The sequence below is a fragment of the Paenilisteria rustica genome, assembly GCF_013820765.1.
Classification (GTDB): Bacteria; Bacillota; Bacilli; order Lactobacillales; family Listeriaceae; genus Listeria_A; species Listeria_A rustica.
Genome location: NZ_JABJVM010000002.1, coordinates 322,303 through 338,533 on the forward strand (window position 1 = coordinate 322,303; position 16,231 = coordinate 338,533).

Annotated in this window: 11 protein-coding genes; 1 reads left to right on the forward strand and 10 read right to left on the reverse strand. The window is 42.0% G+C overall.

Going from position 1 to position 16,231, the window contains the following annotated elements; genetic code table 11:
- Window positions 1-16: 16 nt before the first annotated feature.
- The 9 genes from rimP to pyrH all read right to left on the reverse strand — a co-directional run bounded on the left by rimP (window position 17) and on the right by pyrH (window position 12,940).
- Window positions 17-484 (reverse strand): ribosome maturation factor RimP, encoded by a 468-nt coding sequence (rimP, locus tag HPK16_RS03510; RefSeq protein ID WP_181675623.1) that lies wholly within the window; start codon window positions 482-484, stop codon window positions 17-19.
- A gap of 200 nt (window positions 485-684) precedes the next feature.
- Entirely contained in the window at window positions 685-5,022 is a 4,338-nt protein-coding gene (locus HPK16_RS03515) for a PolC-type DNA polymerase III (RefSeq protein WP_181675624.1), read from the reverse strand.
- Window positions 5,023-5,152: 130 nt separating this feature from the next.
- Window positions 5,153-6,865: a proline--tRNA ligase gene (locus tag HPK16_RS03520; RefSeq protein WP_181675625.1), complete on the reverse strand. Its 1,713-nt coding sequence runs from the start codon at window positions 6,863-6,865 to the stop codon at window positions 5,153-5,155.
- Window positions 6,866-6,939: 74 nt separating this feature from the next.
- Window positions 6,940-8,205 (reverse strand): RIP metalloprotease RseP, encoded by a 1,266-nt coding sequence (gene rseP / locus HPK16_RS03525; protein WP_181675626.1) that lies wholly within the window; start codon window positions 8,203-8,205, stop codon window positions 6,940-6,942.
- Window positions 8,206-8,215: 10 nt separating this feature from the next.
- Window positions 8,216-9,358: a 1-deoxy-D-xylulose-5-phosphate reductoisomerase gene (locus HPK16_RS03530; protein ID WP_181675627.1), complete on the reverse strand. Its 1,143-nt coding sequence runs from the start codon at window positions 9,356-9,358 to the stop codon at window positions 8,216-8,218.
- Window positions 9,359-9,373: 15 nt separating this feature from the next.
- Window positions 9,374-10,174, reverse strand: coding sequence for a phosphatidate cytidylyltransferase (locus HPK16_RS03535; RefSeq protein WP_181675628.1), 801 nt, complete (start codon window positions 10,172-10,174; stop codon window positions 9,374-9,376).
- A 12-nt stretch (window positions 10,175-10,186) separates the two neighbouring features.
- Window positions 10,187-10,945 (reverse strand): undecaprenyl pyrophosphate synthase, encoded by a 759-nt coding sequence (gene uppS / locus HPK16_RS03540; protein ID WP_181675629.1) that lies wholly within the window; start codon window positions 10,943-10,945, stop codon window positions 10,187-10,189.
- 706 nt (window positions 10,946-11,651) lie between these two features.
- The gene (gene frr / locus HPK16_RS03545; RefSeq protein WP_181675630.1) at window positions 11,652-12,209 is read right to left on the reverse strand and encodes a ribosome recycling factor; all 558 of its coding nucleotides are present in this window, start codon (window positions 12,207-12,209) and stop codon (window positions 11,652-11,654) included.
- Between the two features lie 2 nt (window positions 12,210-12,211).
- Complete coding sequence (gene pyrH, locus HPK16_RS03550) at window positions 12,212-12,940, reverse strand: UMP kinase (protein WP_181675631.1); 729 nt, start codon at window positions 12,938-12,940, stop codon at window positions 12,212-12,214.
- 200 nt (window positions 12,941-13,140) lie between these two features.
- Between pyrH and HPK16_RS03555 the strand changes: the two genes are divergently transcribed.
- Complete coding sequence (locus tag HPK16_RS03555) at window positions 13,141-14,928, forward strand: glycerophosphoryl diester phosphodiesterase membrane domain-containing protein (RefSeq protein WP_181675632.1); 1,788 nt, start codon at window positions 13,141-13,143, stop codon at window positions 14,926-14,928.
- 54 nt (window positions 14,929-14,982) lie between these two features.
- Here HPK16_RS03555 and HPK16_RS03560 read toward each other — a convergent pair whose 3' ends face one another.
- Window positions 14,983-15,798, reverse strand: a complete 816-nt coding sequence (locus HPK16_RS03560; RefSeq protein WP_181675633.1) for a hypothetical protein — start codon at window positions 15,796-15,798, stop codon at window positions 14,983-14,985.
- Window positions 15,799-16,231 lie beyond the last annotated feature (433 nt).

The following is a 16,231-nucleotide window of genomic DNA, read 5'->3' on the forward strand; positions in this document are numbered from 1 at the left end:
CTTTAATTTACCGCTTTTAAAATTTAATCGCTAGTCTTGCTTTGGCCACTTTGTCTTTCGGAATTTCACAGACAATTTTACGTGTCTTATCCAAAATTTCAACAGTTAGCGTCTCGCCATCATACTTCGTGAGTGTTCCTTCCCACATTTTACGGTCCGCGATTGGCTCGTAACTTGTGATGTGGACCCATTTGTCAACGGCTGCTTCAAAATCTTTTTCCTTTTTTAATGGTCGTTCTGCGCCTGGTGATGATACTTCCAGAAAGTAGTTTTGTGTAATCGGGTCATTTTTGTCCAAGATTTCACTTAGTTTCTCGCTAACCAAGGCACATTCATCAATATCAATGCCGCCTTCTTTATCTAAAAATACCCTCAAATACCAGTGCTTTCCTTCTTTTTCAAACGCTAAATCGACCAGTTCCAGTTGAAGTTCGGTTGTAATTGGCAACACGATTTCTTCGACTTGTTCAAGAACTTTACTCATTTTAGCCTCCTTTAATATATCTGACAAAGCTAGTATTGCCAGTGGTTTACGACAATCTAACCCTGCAAAGTTGCAAAAGGAAAGAGTGGGCGTCGGCCCACTCTTGGTTGAGTTATCGTAATTTCATTATTAACTATAACACAAACATTCTTCCTTCGCAAACATTAGGCCCTGTGTCGCCTTATATAGAGCCATTATCATCAGAATAACGAGAGCTGATTTTGATCTGGCAAGCCTTCTAAGCAGCCTTGATCATCCATATATTGAATGATTGTTTTCGAGACTTTTCCACGTTGTTGCAAGTCTTCTTTTGATAGAAATTCGCCGTCCTCACGTGCTGCTACAATCGCTTTTGCAACGTTGGTTCCAAGACTCGGAATCGCATTAAACGGTGGAATTAACTGATCACCTTCAATGATAAATTCATCCGCGCTTGATTTGTACAAGTCGACTTTTTGGAAAGAAAATCCGCGAGCGAGCATCTCATTGGAAATCTCGAGAACCGTCAGTAAACTTTTTTCTTTCATCGATGCTTCTAGTCCTTTGGCGTTGATTTCTTGCATCTTCGCTTTTGTCGCTTCTTTCCCATTTACCATTGCTGTCAAATCGAAATCATCGGCACGAACCGTGAAATAGGTCGCGTAGAAGAACAGCGGATGGTGTACTTTGAAATAGGCAATCCGAACAGCCATGAGTACGTACGCCGCAGCATGGGCTTTCGGGAACATGTACTTGATTTTTTTACAGGAATCGATATACCAATTTGGCACTTTATTTTCAATCATCGCGGCTTCCATTTCTTCCGTAAGACCTTTCCCTTTACGCACCGACTCCATGATTTGGAAGGCGAGCGAGCTATCGAGGCCCTGGTAGATAAGGAAAACCATGATATCATCACGACACCCGATAACTTCGGCGAGTGAACAGATGTCATTTTTGATGAGTTCTTCGGCATTTCCAAGCCATACGTCGGTTCCATGGGATAAACCGGAGATTTGAACAAGCTCGGAGAATGTCGTTGGTTTGGTTTGTTCCAACATTTGACGAACAAAACGCGTTCCGAACTCTGGGATGCCGAGTGTTCCAGTTTTGGAATCAATATCTGCTGGTTTGACACCAAGCGATTCCGTTGAGCCGAACAGCTTCATCACTTCTTTGTCGTCAGTCGGAATGGTTTTAGGATCGATACCGCTCAGGTCTTGAAGCATCCGAATCGCGGTCGGATCATCGTGTCCAAGTATATCAAGTTTTAATACATTATCGTGAATCGAGTGGAAATCAAAATGGGTTGTTTTCCACTCTGAATCCGTCGCATCGGCTGGGAATTGGATTGGCGAGAAATCATAGACATCCATATAATCAGGGATAACAATAATCCCCCCTGGATGCTGACCGGTCGTTCTTTTTACGCCAGTACAGCCCTGCACCAGACGATCAATCTCCGCCCCGCGAATCGTCATATTCATATCACGCTCATAATTCCGCACGTAACCAAACGCCGTCTTCTCAGCGACCGTACCGATCGTCCCAGCACGATAAACATAATCCTCACCGAAAAGTTCCTTCGTATAGGCATGGGCAATCGGCTGGTATTCCCCGGAAAAGTTCAAATCGATATCGGGAACTTTATCTCCTTTAAAGCCAAGGAACGTTTCAAAAGGAATATCTTGTCCTTCTTTTGTAAATGCCGTACCACACTCTGGACATTCTTTATCTGGCAAATCAAATCCGGACCCAACCGAACCGTCATCGAAAAACTCGGAATGCTTACAGTTGGAACAAATATAATGCGGTGGCAGAGGATTTACTTCGGTAATTTCAGTCATTGTCGCGACCAAAGAAGAACCGACGGAACCACGCGAACCTACGAGATAGCCTTCGTTGAGCGATTTCTTCACGAGTTTATGCGAGATTAAGTAAATAACCGCAAAACCGTGACCGATGATGCTTTTCAGCTCTTTTTCAAGGCGTGCTTCGACGATTTCAGGCAACTCATCTCCGTAAATGCTTCGTGCCATCGTGTAGCTCATATTGCGGACTTCATCTTCTGCACCTTCGATTTTCGGCGTATATAAATCGTCTTTAATTGGTTTTAGGTTTTCCATCCAATCGGCCACGAGATTTGAGTTTGTGATAACGATCTCTTTCGCTTTTTCAGCGCCTAAAAAAGCAAATTCGGCAAGCATTTCATCTGTTGAACGGAAGTGAACATCTGGAAGTGACGCACGGTTCAGCGGATTTGCCCCACCTTGCGAATGAATCAAGATTTTGCGGTAGATTTTATCGTTTGGATTTAAATAATGGACATTTCCAGTCGCCACAACAGGTTTGCCTATTTTTTCACCGACCTTCACCAAGTTGCCGATAATTTCTTCGAGTGCTTTTTCATCGCGAACCAGTTCCCGTTCGATAAGCGGCGCGTAGACCGGTTTTGGCTGTACTTCGATGAAATCATAAAATGCAGCCACCCGTTCCGCATCTTCCATTCCCTTTTGCATCATCGCTTCAAAAATCTCGCCTTGATTGCAGGCCGAGCCAACGATGAGCCCTTCACGAAGTTTATTAAGCTCGGATCTCGGAATTCTAGGAACACGGAAAAAGTAATTGATTTGCGACATCGACACGAGTTTGAATAAATTTTTCAGTCCAACATCGGTTTTTGCGTAAATAGTCGCATGGAATGGACGCGCGCGCTTGTAGGCATCGCCTTCCCCCATGTAATTATTGAATTGGTCATGAAAATCGATATCGCGCATTTCCTTCGCATCTTTAATTAACTTCCAGCCAAGATATGCCGTAGCCTCCGCATCGAAAATAGCTCTGTGATGCTGTTCTAGGATAATATTGAATTTCTTCGTTAACGTATTTAAACGGTGATTTTTAAAATGGGGATAGAGAAAACGGGCCAGTTCTAGCGTATCGATGACCGAGTTCTCCGCTTTTTCAATGCCTACTTTACCGTAAGCCGTATTGATAAAGCCCATATCAAAGGAGGCATTGTGCGCAATCAGAATCGCATCGCCCGACCAATCCTTGAAATTCTGCAACACGACTTCCATCGGATCCGAACCTTTCACCATATCATCCGTGATGCCCGTCAAGTTGATCGTCGTCGCGGATAACGGATGCCCTGGGTCAATGAAAGCTTCAAATTTATCGATGATTTCGCCGTCTTTCATCATGACACCAGCAAGCTCAATAATCGTGTCATATACGGCGGATAATCCCGTAGTCTCCACGTCAAACACAACATAAGTCGCATCTTTTAGCCCAGTATGACGCTCATTGTAAGCGATTGGCACGCCATCATCAATCAAATTCGCTTCAATCCCGTATAGAATTTTGACACCATTTTTCTTGCCGGCACCGTAGGCTTCAGGGAAAGATTGCGCCACCGCATGATCTGTAATCGCAATGGCCGGGTGACCCCAATCAGCCGCCTGCTTCACAAGATCTGCTACAGACGACGTCGCATCCATTTGGCTCATCGGTGTATGCACATGAAGTTCCACACGCTTTTCTTCGGCCGTATCCAAACGCTTCACGCCCGCAATCTCATTCACATCTTGCGCCATCATAATCAAATCGCGAACAAAAGTATCCATCTGAACACTACCACGAACGCGGACCCACATGCCTTTTTTCATATTCTGGAACATGGCAGCATCGTCGTTATCGCGCGAAAACATCTTGATAATAATCGAGCTCGTATAATCCGTAATCTTGAATTGCAATAAACTACGGCCACTACGTAACTCCCGAATTTCGGACGCAAATACATAACCTTCCACTGTAATACGGCGTTCCTCGTCATAAATATCACCAAGCGGCTTGCGTTCCTCATCATCCTTAATTTTATAGCCAATTTGGAACGGTCCAGATGGCGCAGCTCCCCCGCCACCTTCGCCATTCGCCTGCTGCTCCGCGCGTTTTTGCATCACTTGCACAGCTTCCAGCGCCTTCGCCTGATCCTCTTTTTCTTTCGCCTCTACAAAAGCCTTATAATGCTCCGTTTCTGACTGATCCAACAAATTCGTACGCAAAACCATCGTTGGAAATCCTTTTTCACGCAAACTCTCAGCAATCGCTGGTTGAAAACGCTGGGCAATCGTCGTCTGCTCCATCTCATTATGTACACGAATCTCCATAAAATTTGGCGCAATAAACGTCGGTTTCTGCTCAATCAACAACTGCCCAATCATCGGGGACTGCTTTGCAAACGGCGCAATCGTATCGTTCCAATAATCCTCCACCAAGCGTTCCGTCACTGTCTCGTCCCGCACATGAATCCGCATTGTCGTCTGTGCAATCTGTTGAAACGCCTGATTCATCCCCACACGCATCATCTGAAACAATTCAAACGGCAAAATTTGCGCGACATCCAAATGGAATTCCCATATCTTATTCGCTTTATCTACAACCAATTTCTCGATTTTCCCGTCCTTTGTAAAATCTTGAAATACGGCATCATTTCCTAATCCAATTTGCTGCAACAAAATTTGGAATCGTTCTTGTTTTTCTACATCTGTAATAGACAATCTCGACAACTCCTTCACTTAACAAAAAAACGTCTTCCCAGTTGAACCGTAAGACGTTTTTTGTTTTCCTTCTAAAACGGGAGAGTCCAGCCATGAGATATTCTTCAAAGCTGGACATTTCCATCTATATTTACGCGTTTTCACCTAACAAAATCGGCAATGTATTCATAAGTTCATCTTTACGAACTTCAATCATTTCACCAGTTTTGCGAATCTTCACTTCAACAATACCTTCTGCCGCCTTCTTACCAACAGTAACACGCATTGGCAATCCAATCAAATCGGCATCGGCAAACTTCACTCCTGCGCGCTCAGAACGGTCATCTAGCAAAACAGAGAATCCCATTTCTTGTAAGGAAGCGTATAGTTCCTCCGCGAACGTGACTTGCTCTTCACTCTTCATGTTAACAGGAATTAAATGCAAATCAAGTGGGCTAATGCTGCGATCCCAAACGAGACCTGTCTCATCGGCTTGTTGTTCCGCAATCGCTGAAAGCAATCTGGAAACGCCGATACCATAGCAACCCATGATAAACGGATTACTGCGGCCGTTTTCATCTAAGAAAGTAGCATCCATCGCTTCACTATATTTCGTTCCTAGTTTAAAGATATGCCCAACTTCAATACCTTCTGCAAACTTAATGACGCCATGCCCATCCGGAGATAAGTCACCTTCTTGAATCAAACGCAAATCAAAGTACGTATGCACATTGAAATCACGTTTTGGTTGCGCATTAATCATGTGATAGCCTTCGTTATTCGCGCCAATCACTGCGTTCACAACATCTTGTACATCATTATCCGCAAAAATACGAACATGTTCTGGTACGCCAATTGGACCAAGCGAACCAAATCCAGAACCAAGTAACGCAACGGCTTGCTCATTCGTTGCCAGTTCCACTGTCGTTGCTGATAACGCATTTTTGATTTTGATATCATTCACTTCATGATCCCCGCGAACAAGTACCATAATAATTTCTTCGTCATCGAGCACGTAAAGCATTGACTTCACTGTCTTTTCAACCGGCACGTCTAAAAATGATACAACATCTGCAATCGATTTCTGATCAGGTGTCTCTACTTTTTCAAGTTCGCCCGCTTCTTCATGTGATTTCTTCTCCATATGCATAACTGGCGCCATTTCCACGTTTGCCGCATAGTCAGAAGCGTCACTGTAAGCAATCGTATCTTCACCGATATCCGATAATACCATGAATTCCTTCGTCTCGCTTCCACCGATGGAACCAGAATCCGCAATAACAGCACGGAAATCTAAGCCACAACGCGTGAAAATATTTGAATACGCTTGATACATTTTATCATATGTCGCATCCAAGCTTGCTTCTGTCGCATGGAAAGAATACGCATCTTTCATAATAAATTCACGGCCACGCAATAAACCAAACCGCGGACGTAATTCATCACGGAACTTCGTCTGAATTTGGTACATTGTCAAAGGTAAACGTTTGTAAGATTTAACCTCATCACGTAAAAGCGATGTGATAACCTCTTCATGCGTTGGACCTAATGCGAAATCGCGCGCATTACGGTCTTTCATACGCATCAATTCCGAACCATAATCTTCCCAACGACCTGATTCTTGCCAAAGTTCTGCAGGTTGTAAAGCTGGTAATAATAATTCGACCGCGTCGATCCGATTCAGCTCTTCACGAATAATGGTCTCGATTTTTTGCAATGTTAATTTTGCGAGTGGTAAATAACTATAAATCCCACTTGCTGTTTGGCGAATAAACCCTGCGCGCAATAATAATTGGTGACTTTTCACCTCTGCATCAGCAGGTACTTCCTTCAATGTTGGAATAAAGCTCAATGTTTGACGCATACTCAAATCACACCCCTATTTTTTTATCTTTAAACCTGAGAGCGATTCTGCTCTCAGGTTTCCCCTTATCTATATCAGAAAAACGCTCGCTGAATATCGTTCCATGTTACGAGCAACATTAACACCATCAGCAATGCAAAGCCGATGAAATGTACCATGCCTTCTTTTTTCGGATCCAGTGGTTTCCCGCGGACTAATTCGTATAAGAAGAACAATAAACGTCCACCATCCAGTGCTGGTAGTGGCAGTAAATTCACGATACCTAAGTTAATGCTTAGAACAGCCGTCCAATTAAGCAACGTCAAGAAACCATAACTAACAACTTCTTGCGTTGACGTATAAATACCAACTGGACCATTCAACATATTTAATGAGAAGTCACCGGTCACCATTTGACCAAGTACATGACCAATTTGCGTTATCCAGAACCACGTCTGCGTAAAGCCATACGTTATCTTCGTCCAGAACGAATCGGATCCAGGTTGTGCGACGCCAATTTTACCAACGCTTGTGCCATCTTGCGCTTTTTCCGCTTTCGGCGTTACATCGATATCTTGTGTTTTTCCATCGCGCTCGACTTTGAAATCAAGCTCTTTGTTTGGGCTTTTCTCTACTGTAGAAAAAATATCTTGCCATGAATCCATCGCCTTGCCATTAATGGAAATAACTTCATCGCCTTGTTTCAAACCAGCTTCCTGCGCTGCACCATTATCCATCACTTGCCCAATTTCAGGGTCATTCGAAGGAACACTTCCTGACACAAAAGCAAGAATTGTAAAGATTATAATTGCTAAGATAAAGTTGAATAATGGCCCTGCAAAAATGGTCATCGCTCGTTTACCTAGTGATTTCGATTGGAAAACACGGTCATACGGCGCAATAATCGTTTCTATTTTGCCATCCACGACAACAGCATCACTCGCTACTTGATAGCGAACAACTTTGTCCTCGTCGTATTCTTCATAACCTTCGATGAAAAGCTCTTTTTCAAGATCGCTTCCAGAAACCTCAAGCGGCTGCACATCTTGATATTGATCTTTTCCATTAATAATAATCTTCGTAACGATTTCATCATCATTTAAAATTAAGCCAACACGGTATCCCGGTTTCAACTCAACTACTTCTCCGTCCTCACCTGCCATACGAACATAACCACCGATGGGAAGAAGCCTTAATGTGTACTGTGTTTCTTTCTTGCGGTAAGCAAATATTTTTGGTCCAAAACCAATCGAAAAATCGCGAACTAGAATACCAGATCTTTTTGCAAACAAGAAATGTCCGAGTTCATGAAAGAAGACGATTAGACCGAAAACAAATATAAACGCAATAATGGTTGTCATTGTTTCACCTCTATAAAAGTGTCTTCACGTATGCACGTGTTTCCTGATCTACTTGAAAAATAGCTTCCAAATCAGGGTTTGATATTGCCTCATGGCGATTCATTGCATTTTCAACGAGCGCCTCGATGTCTTGGAAAGCAACCTGACCATTTAAAAAGCCAGCGACTGCAATTTCATTGGCCGCATTCAAAACAGAAGGCATCGTTCCACCTATTTTACCAGCAGTATACGCTAATTTCAATGCTGGGAAACGATGGAAGTCCATTTTATCGAAATGAAGCGCGCCAAAGTCCGTAATATCAAATGGTTTTTGGAAAGAAATACTGGAGCGCTCCGGATGTGTAAGCGCGTATTGAATCGGTACACGCATATCTGGCAAACCAAGTTGCGCGATGTGGCTACCATCTTTAAAAGCGACCATCGAGTGGATGATGCTTTCCCGATGAATTACAACATCAATTTTGTCATAATCTAAGTCGAATAACCAATGCGCCTCAATGACTTCCAATCCTTTATTGAACATCGTCGCCGAATCGATTGTAATCTTGTTACCCATCGACCAGTTTGGATGTGCTAGAGCTTGCGCAACCGTGACATCTTTCAGCTGATCCCGCGTCTTATCACGGAAACTACCACCGGATGCTGTCACAATCAATTTATCAATATTTGCGGGATTCTCACCTTGTAAACATTGGAAAATCGCCGAATGTTCACTGTCGACCGGCACTAAGCTCACGCCTTTTTCCTTTGCAGCGCGCATCACTAAATGCCCCGCCGTTACTAATGTCTCTTTATTCGCAATCGCAATCTCTTTCCCAGCAGCAATCGCATCTAATGTCGGCTGCAAACCAACACTTCCCATCACCGCATTGATCAAAATGTCGCCATGACTATATGTCGCAACTTCTTGCAAGCCCATCGCGCCATAGTAAGCCTTGATTCCTGGGAACTCAAGTTTTAATTTCTCATAATCCCGGCGATGTTCCACCGATACAATTTCCGGTTGAAACTCATGAATAATCGCCATTCCAAGTTTCATATTGCGTCCAAACGAAAGCGCTACAACTTGAAATAACTCCGGATGTTCCCTTACAATCGCAAGTGTCTGGCTTCCAACCGAACCCGTTGCGCCTAGCAAATTAATTTTTCTCATCAGTACACCTCTATTTTATAAAATTTGAAGTATATGTAGCAATGGCAAAAGAAGTGGTAAAACAAATAATAAATTATCGAACCGGTCTAGTATTCCCCCGTGTCCAGGTAGTAATTTTCCAGAATCCTTCACACCGTAATAACGTTTCAATGCGGACTCCACTAAGTCTCCTAGTTGACCGAAAATGGATAGTACAATAATTAAAAGCGCAATGACAAATGGATTTCCGTCCAATCCCATGTATAAATAATACCCGCCAGCAATTATTACTGCAAAAACAACACCACCAACAAAGCCTTCTACCGTCTTATTCGGACTCACATTAGGCGCCAATTTATGCTTTCCAAATGACCGACCGACAAAATATGCCATTGTATCCGTCATCCACACAATTAATAGGGCAAAAATAACATACTCTAATCCAGCGTTTCGTGTTTCCGCTAAATAATGGAAACCTAAGCCTGTATAAAATGCAGCTAAAATACCAATTCCAACTTGATCAAAATGATAACGATTCTTTGAAAATACCGTATAGGACAACAATAATGCCATACAAACAAAGATAATCTCCATTTGCGTAATATCATATTCCTCGAGCCACTCGATGAACCTTGTTGGCGCAGCAATTGTTAGCGTCAATACAAGTGTGATAATCCCGTTTACCGAAAACAGACTCTGCTTAGTCATTACTAAAATTTCATATAATGCGATCGCTGCCAGCAACATGCTAAGCAATTCAAATGGCACTTTTCCATAGATCACAAACGGCAGGAACACCGCCAAAGCTACGATTGCTGTAATAATTCTTGTTTTCACAATATATCCTCCCTATAAGCCCCCGAAGCGTCTCGAGCGATTTTGATACTCCACAACCGCCTGCTTAAAATCGCTTTCCGAAAAATCAGGCCAGTGCGTCTCTGTAAAATAAAACTCGCTATATGCAAGCTGCCACAACATAAAATTGCTGAGTCTAAGTTCACCACTCGTGCGAATCAATAAATCGGGATCCGACAAATCGGCACTCATTAAATGCTTCGCCAAACGCTCCTCCGTCAAATCCTCTGGAGTAAGCCCCGCATCCAGTAACTCACGCATTGCTGCCTGTGTTGCCGTAATAATCTCAGCCCGCGATCCATAATTCAGCGCAAAGTTCAAAACAAGCCCCGTATTACCTTTTGTTGCCTCCATCGCACGTTCCACAGCGTCAAGCGTATGTTTCGGTAACTCCTCTTTATAGCCCATCACATTCACGCGCACATTCTCTTCCATCAGCTCCGGAATAAACGTATCAAAAAACTCACCCGGCAACTTCATCAGAAAATCAACCTCATCATTCGGTCGCTTCCAATTCTCCGTAGAAAAAGCGTACAACGTTAAAATATCAATACCAAGCGAATTCGCATAACGCGTCATCCGTTTCACCACTTGCATTCCTTCGCGGTGCCCAGCAACCCTAGGCAAAAAACGCTTCTTCGCCCACCTTCCATTCCCATCCATGATAATTGCTACATGGCTCGGTAAAGGAAGTTCCGCTGAAATTTCATTATTTATCTCATTCTCATCTTGACGAAATATCTTCTTAAACATGTTCTTTCCTCCAATAGAATTACCAAGAGTCGGCACGTCTATACCTATAATAACAAAAATAACAGAAATTATGTACTATAACTTGCTCAAAGTAAATAAGAAATCCATGAGATTTGAGTTGTTGAAGTGCATATAAGGGATTTACTTGTTGATTTAGAGCTTCGCAATATGCGCATGAACAAAATCAAAGGTAGCATGTAAAACGTCAGTGGCTGTTCTAAGACAATGCTCACCTCAACACTTTAATAAGACCGAACGCATTGACTCTTCCACGACAATTACTTAAGAAATAACCGCTTCATGCAATATTGAAAAAGCATCGTTAAGAGCCTCAATATGCGTGAAGCGGTGGTTCGATTCAGAGGATGGCGTCGTGTTTGGCGCCTCCGGATCCAGCTTTGTTGTGGTCCTTGAAAAGCGTCGTTTGCTTTGCTAGAACCTCAATATGCAGTTGAATACAATGAAACTGCCTTCCTATTTACCAGACCCTCGAAAACTTAACGCCCTCCGCAAAAAGCAAGAACGGTTTTTTTACTGCGCCCTCTAACAATTTCTGTCGAGGCTAAGCGGGCTCTTTCAGCTTTTCATTGGATCCGGCTTCAAAGGCCAGACCCTCGAAATTTTCGTGGCCTCCGAAAAATCCAAAGAAGGATTTATCTGCGCCCCCTAACAAATTTTTTCGGGTCTAACGGGCCTTTTCAGCACTTCAGACTTCCATTATCTCTTCTTCCTTACTCTTCGCTATCTCATCAAGCTTCTTACTGCTCGCGTCTGTTAATTTTTGCACGTCTTCTGTGAAATTACGTAGATCGTCTTCTGTAATGTCGCCGGATTTCTCTAATTTCTTCAGATCATCATTGGCATCGCGACGTACGTTACGAATTGCTACTTTTGCGTCTTCTGCTTCTTTTTTCACTTCTTTTACTAGCTCTTTACGACGTTCTTCCGTTAATTGTGGAATCGAGATACGGATGACTTCGCCGTCGTTATTTGGCATAATACCAAGGTCTGCTTTTAAAATCGCTTTTTCGATGTCGCCTAGTGCCGTTTTGTCGTAAGGTGAAATCATTAGTAAGCGAGCTTCTGGCACGCTCACGGCCGCTAGTTGGTTGATTGGCGTTGGCGCACCGTAATAGTCTACGGATACACGATCAAGTAGTGACGCGTTGGCACGACCTGCGCGAATCGATCCTAATTGATGTTGTAGCGCTTGCTCCGATTTCGTCATTTTATCTTGTGCTTGTGCTAATACTTCTTTACTCATAATTATTTCCTCCCTCTTACTATTGTTCCAATTTTTTCGCCTAAAATAACGCGTTTGATATTGTTATCTGTCTCTTCAAACGAGAAGACGATTAATGGAATATCATTGTCCATGCTTAGCGATGATGCCGTTGTATCCATGACTTGCAGGTTATCTTTAATCACATCAAGATATGACAATTCCTCGTATTTCACTGCTGTATCATCCAATTTCGGATCCGCACTGTAAACGCCATCGACATTGTTTTTCGCCATCAAAATAACCTCAGCCTCGATTTCAGCTGCACGCAATGCCGCCGTTGTATCTGTTGAGAAATAAGGATTTCCAGTTCCCGCTGCAAAAATAACAACGCGCCCTTTTTCCAAATGACGAATCGCTTTACGTCTAATATACGGTTCAGCAATCTGACGCATATCAATAGAAGTTTGAACACGTGTAGCTACACCAACGTTCTCTAGTGAATCTTGTAGTGACAAGGAGTTCATAACCGTTGCAAGCATACCCATGTAATCCGCTGCTGCACGATCCATTCCCATTTCACTACCAAGCTTACCGCGCCAGATATTGCCGCCACCGACAACAATAGCAACCTCCACGCCAAGTTCTACTACTTCTTTTACTTGTTGCGAGATGGAGTTCACGACACGCGGGTTAATCCCAAACCCTTCTGTTCCTGCTAAAGCTTCACCACTAAGTTTCAATACTACTCGTTTAAATTCTGGGGTATCCATATTGACCTCCATCTACTTTCTATTTGGCTCATTCCTAACACTTGGAATAATTCCATCATACTCTATAATACTAAAAAAAGCCTCTAAGCAAAAGCATTTTCGTACAAATTTCAAAAATAATATTTTCCTGCCTCTTTCAAGCTACTAATTATTGTTAACTTATCGTATAATGAAAAGCAGAAATAAGGGGGAGAATTTGAATGAACACGATTAAAATTTGGCAAACCTTGAGGACTTCTTTGTTTTATACCCGTTTTAACTCATGGTACTACATAAAATTTGTATTTGTTTTACAAGCGCTGATTCTTTTACTGGCTTTTCCGTTTTTGGCCTTGTTTTTCCACTTCATGACAACATCGCTTGGCTATGATAGTATTACAGATCAGAATATTTTAGAATTTTTACGCAATCCTCTTGGTTTACTATTTGCCGTTATTTTTGGATTGTTAGCTTTATTTTTTATTTATATCGAATTATCTGTTTTAATACTTATCACCAACTACCATCAACAACAAATCCCATTCACAATTCGAATGATTCTGCGCAAAATCTTACGGCAATCAAAATATTTATTATCTTACCAATTTATTATTTTCCTATTATATTTCGTGTTAATCGTACCAATTGCAGGAATGGGATTGCATTCTGAATTAACTGACGGGATCTATATACCTAATTTCATCGTGAACGAGTTATTGAAATCCACATCAGGCGCGATTCTTTATTTTAGTTTTATCGCCGTCGTGATTTATATTAATATCCGATTACTATTCTCGCTGGCGATTTTTCTCACCGGTGAATGTACGATTTTCCAAGCAATCAAGCGTAGTTGGGTTATGACGCGCTGGCAAACATGGCGTATTGTAGCGATTTTCGTCCTGATGTCGCTTGTAGCCACTGCCCTGATTTTCATCGCCTTTTTGATTTTCCTATTTCCAACTATTTTAACAGAGCAACTTTGGGCACCCGCAGCACCAGTCGTAGCGGGAATTTCATTGACACTGAGCCAAATATTCTTCATTGTTGCTTTCACAATCGTGCCCGTTTTCGTCGCACATGCTATTAATTTCATGTTTTTAACCCGCGAAAATAGCGTCATTCCGCGCTCGCAAAATAGACCGGTGAAAAAGCCACATCGCAAGTCTTTTTATGTTATTATCACTGCTGGAATTATAGCTCTGATAACGATTAACGGCGTTTATTTGACCGAAGTCACATACAGCGATAATACGCAAATCATCGCCCATCGTGGACTAAAAAGTGCTGGCGTCGAGAATTCACTAGAGTCCCTTCACGGTGCCGCAAAAATCGGTGTTGATTTTGTAGAAATGGATATACTCGAAACAAAAGATCATCAGTTTGTCGTATTTCATGATACGAATCTTAGGCGTTTAGCTGGCATAAACCGTAACGTTCGAGATATGACCTTAGCTGAACTTGAAAAAGTAACGATTCGCCAAGACGGCTTCATATCAACGATTCCATCATTAGATAGTTATATTGAACATGCGAAAAAATGGAATGTAAATCTAAATATCGAGATTAAAACACACGGCGGTGAATCCAAAGATTTCCTTGCTAATTTTGAAAAAGTGGTTCAGAAATACGGCGTGAAGAGTGATTATATTTACCAGTCGCTAGATCGTAATATTGTCGAAACGATTAAGAAGCGCTATCCAGCAATGCGAGTCGGCTTTATTGTCCCACTTAATTTTGGCAATCTGGTAAATGTTGATGCAGATTTTATCGTGATTGAGGAGTTCTCCTTTAGCTCTAGCATGCAGAGACAGGCTCGCGAGCGTAATATGGACTTATTGGTGTGGACGATTACAACGCCAAAAGCAGCTCGTAAATACATGCTTGCAGACGTTGACGGGATTATTACGGAGATTCCGGAAGAAGCGATGAAGGTACAGAATGATTTGCGGAACGACCAAGCAGTGAGCACCAAGTTATCAGATGCGATTGATTTATTGACTGGAAACTAAAGAAGAAGCGGCGTATGACAAAATTACCGTCATACGCCGCTTCTTTTGGATTAATTATTGGCTAACCCATGGATCAGGAACTACCAGTGTTTCCTCGTAAACAGTTCCGTCTGGCTCATGTACTGTTACAGCAATAGTAGACCCAGCCGTTAATTTTTTATTAAACGTAACTTTTCCGACACCATCTTCATTCGCATCCGTTTTTGTCCCACCGCCTTCTGATGGGAAGAAAGAAATGAAAGTATCCGGAATGGCATTACTAAATGTAACGTATGTTGTTCCTTCCGTAGTAGTTCCAACAAAGAATTCGATTGGTGTTTTTGTTGGAAGAACTGTAATAGAAGCTTTGGCTCCATTTGAACCTAAAAGCGGCAAATCAATTGGCGTATCAGCAGCAATCGCTTCAAAATTATATGAACCAGCTGGAAGTTTGATATTGCTACTTAAATGATACGTTGCTTTTTGCCCAATAGCGATATTTAATAAATTAAAGGGAATGCGTCCAGAAACGATTCCTGTAGCCGGATCAACCTTCAGAGTCGTCACTACCCCAGTTCTATTTCCCAGTAAAGTCGGAACACTATAATCAATTTTCAAAGAGTCAACTACCGCTTGGTCCGATAGAAACGCTTTGAGGTTGTCGTCCACTTTAAATCCAACATATTGCGATGTCAAAAGTGAAATTTCAAGTCCCGTTTGACCAGTCAGCGTTAAGTCCAGCTGTTGATTTGTGTAGTCAGATGTCAATGTACTGTTTTTCAGCAAGCTAACACTCGCCGCTTTCGAATTAGTACTAAACACCGAAACCCCTACCAATAAAACTAACAAAAAGAGTAATCCTAAGAAGCTTTTTTTCTTCGTAATTGTCATTACATTTCCCCCTCAATCAAATTAAAATCATGTTACTAGGTTAAGATACCCCTGCGCTTTTTATATGAAACTCAATTTTGAAATTGTATTGAAAGGGAATTATTCGTAATGATAATGTTAATTTTTTAACACTTATTGTTTTTTTAAGTGATACACATAAATCCATGGAATAAATAGTTGATTTACTTTTAAAGGTTCTATAATAAATGTTGGGGTAGAAATTAATCTGCCTCAACATTTTTTTGTTCTCATTTCAAGACAAAAAAATACACAGTAATATCAACATCCGTTAAGATAAAAGTGACGAAACCCAATCCAAAGGAGCGATATTACCATGCCAGACCATTTTATCATACAACTCATCGGTTTAGAAAATAAAAACGTCCAGCTCATCGAGCATTCCATAGAGAAGGATACCTGCCATATTCATATT

Coding starts and splice junctions, on each gene's coding strand:
- rimP (WP_181675623.1), bottom strand. CDS start 484: ATGAGTAAAGTTCTTGAACAAGTCGAAGAAATCGTGTTGCCAATTACA.
- HPK16_RS03520 (WP_181675625.1), bottom strand. CDS start 6,865: ATGCGTCAAACATTGAGCTTTATTCCAACATTGAAGGAAGTACCTGCT.
- rseP (WP_181675626.1), bottom strand. CDS start 8,205: ATGACAACCATTATTGCGTTTATATTTGTTTTCGGTCTAATCGTCTTC.
- HPK16_RS03530 (WP_181675627.1), bottom strand. CDS start 9,358: ATGAGAAAAATTAATTTGCTAGGCGCAACGGGTTCGGTTGGAAGCCAG.
- uppS (WP_181675629.1), bottom strand. CDS start 10,945: ATGTTTAAGAAGATATTTCGTCAAGATGAGAATGAGATAAATAATGAA.
- frr (WP_181675630.1), bottom strand. CDS start 12,209: ATGAGTAAAGAAGTATTAGCACAAGCACAAGATAAAATGACGAAATCG.
- pyrH (WP_181675631.1), bottom strand. CDS start 12,940: ATGGATACCCCAGAATTTAAACGAGTAGTATTGAAACTTAGTGGTGAA.
- HPK16_RS03555 (WP_181675632.1), top strand. CDS start 13,141: ATGAACACGATTAAAATTTGGCAAACCTTGAGGACTTCTTTGTTTTAT.
- HPK16_RS03560 (WP_181675633.1), bottom strand. CDS start 15,798: ATGACAATTACGAAGAAAAAAAGCTTCTTAGGATTACTCTTTTTGTTA.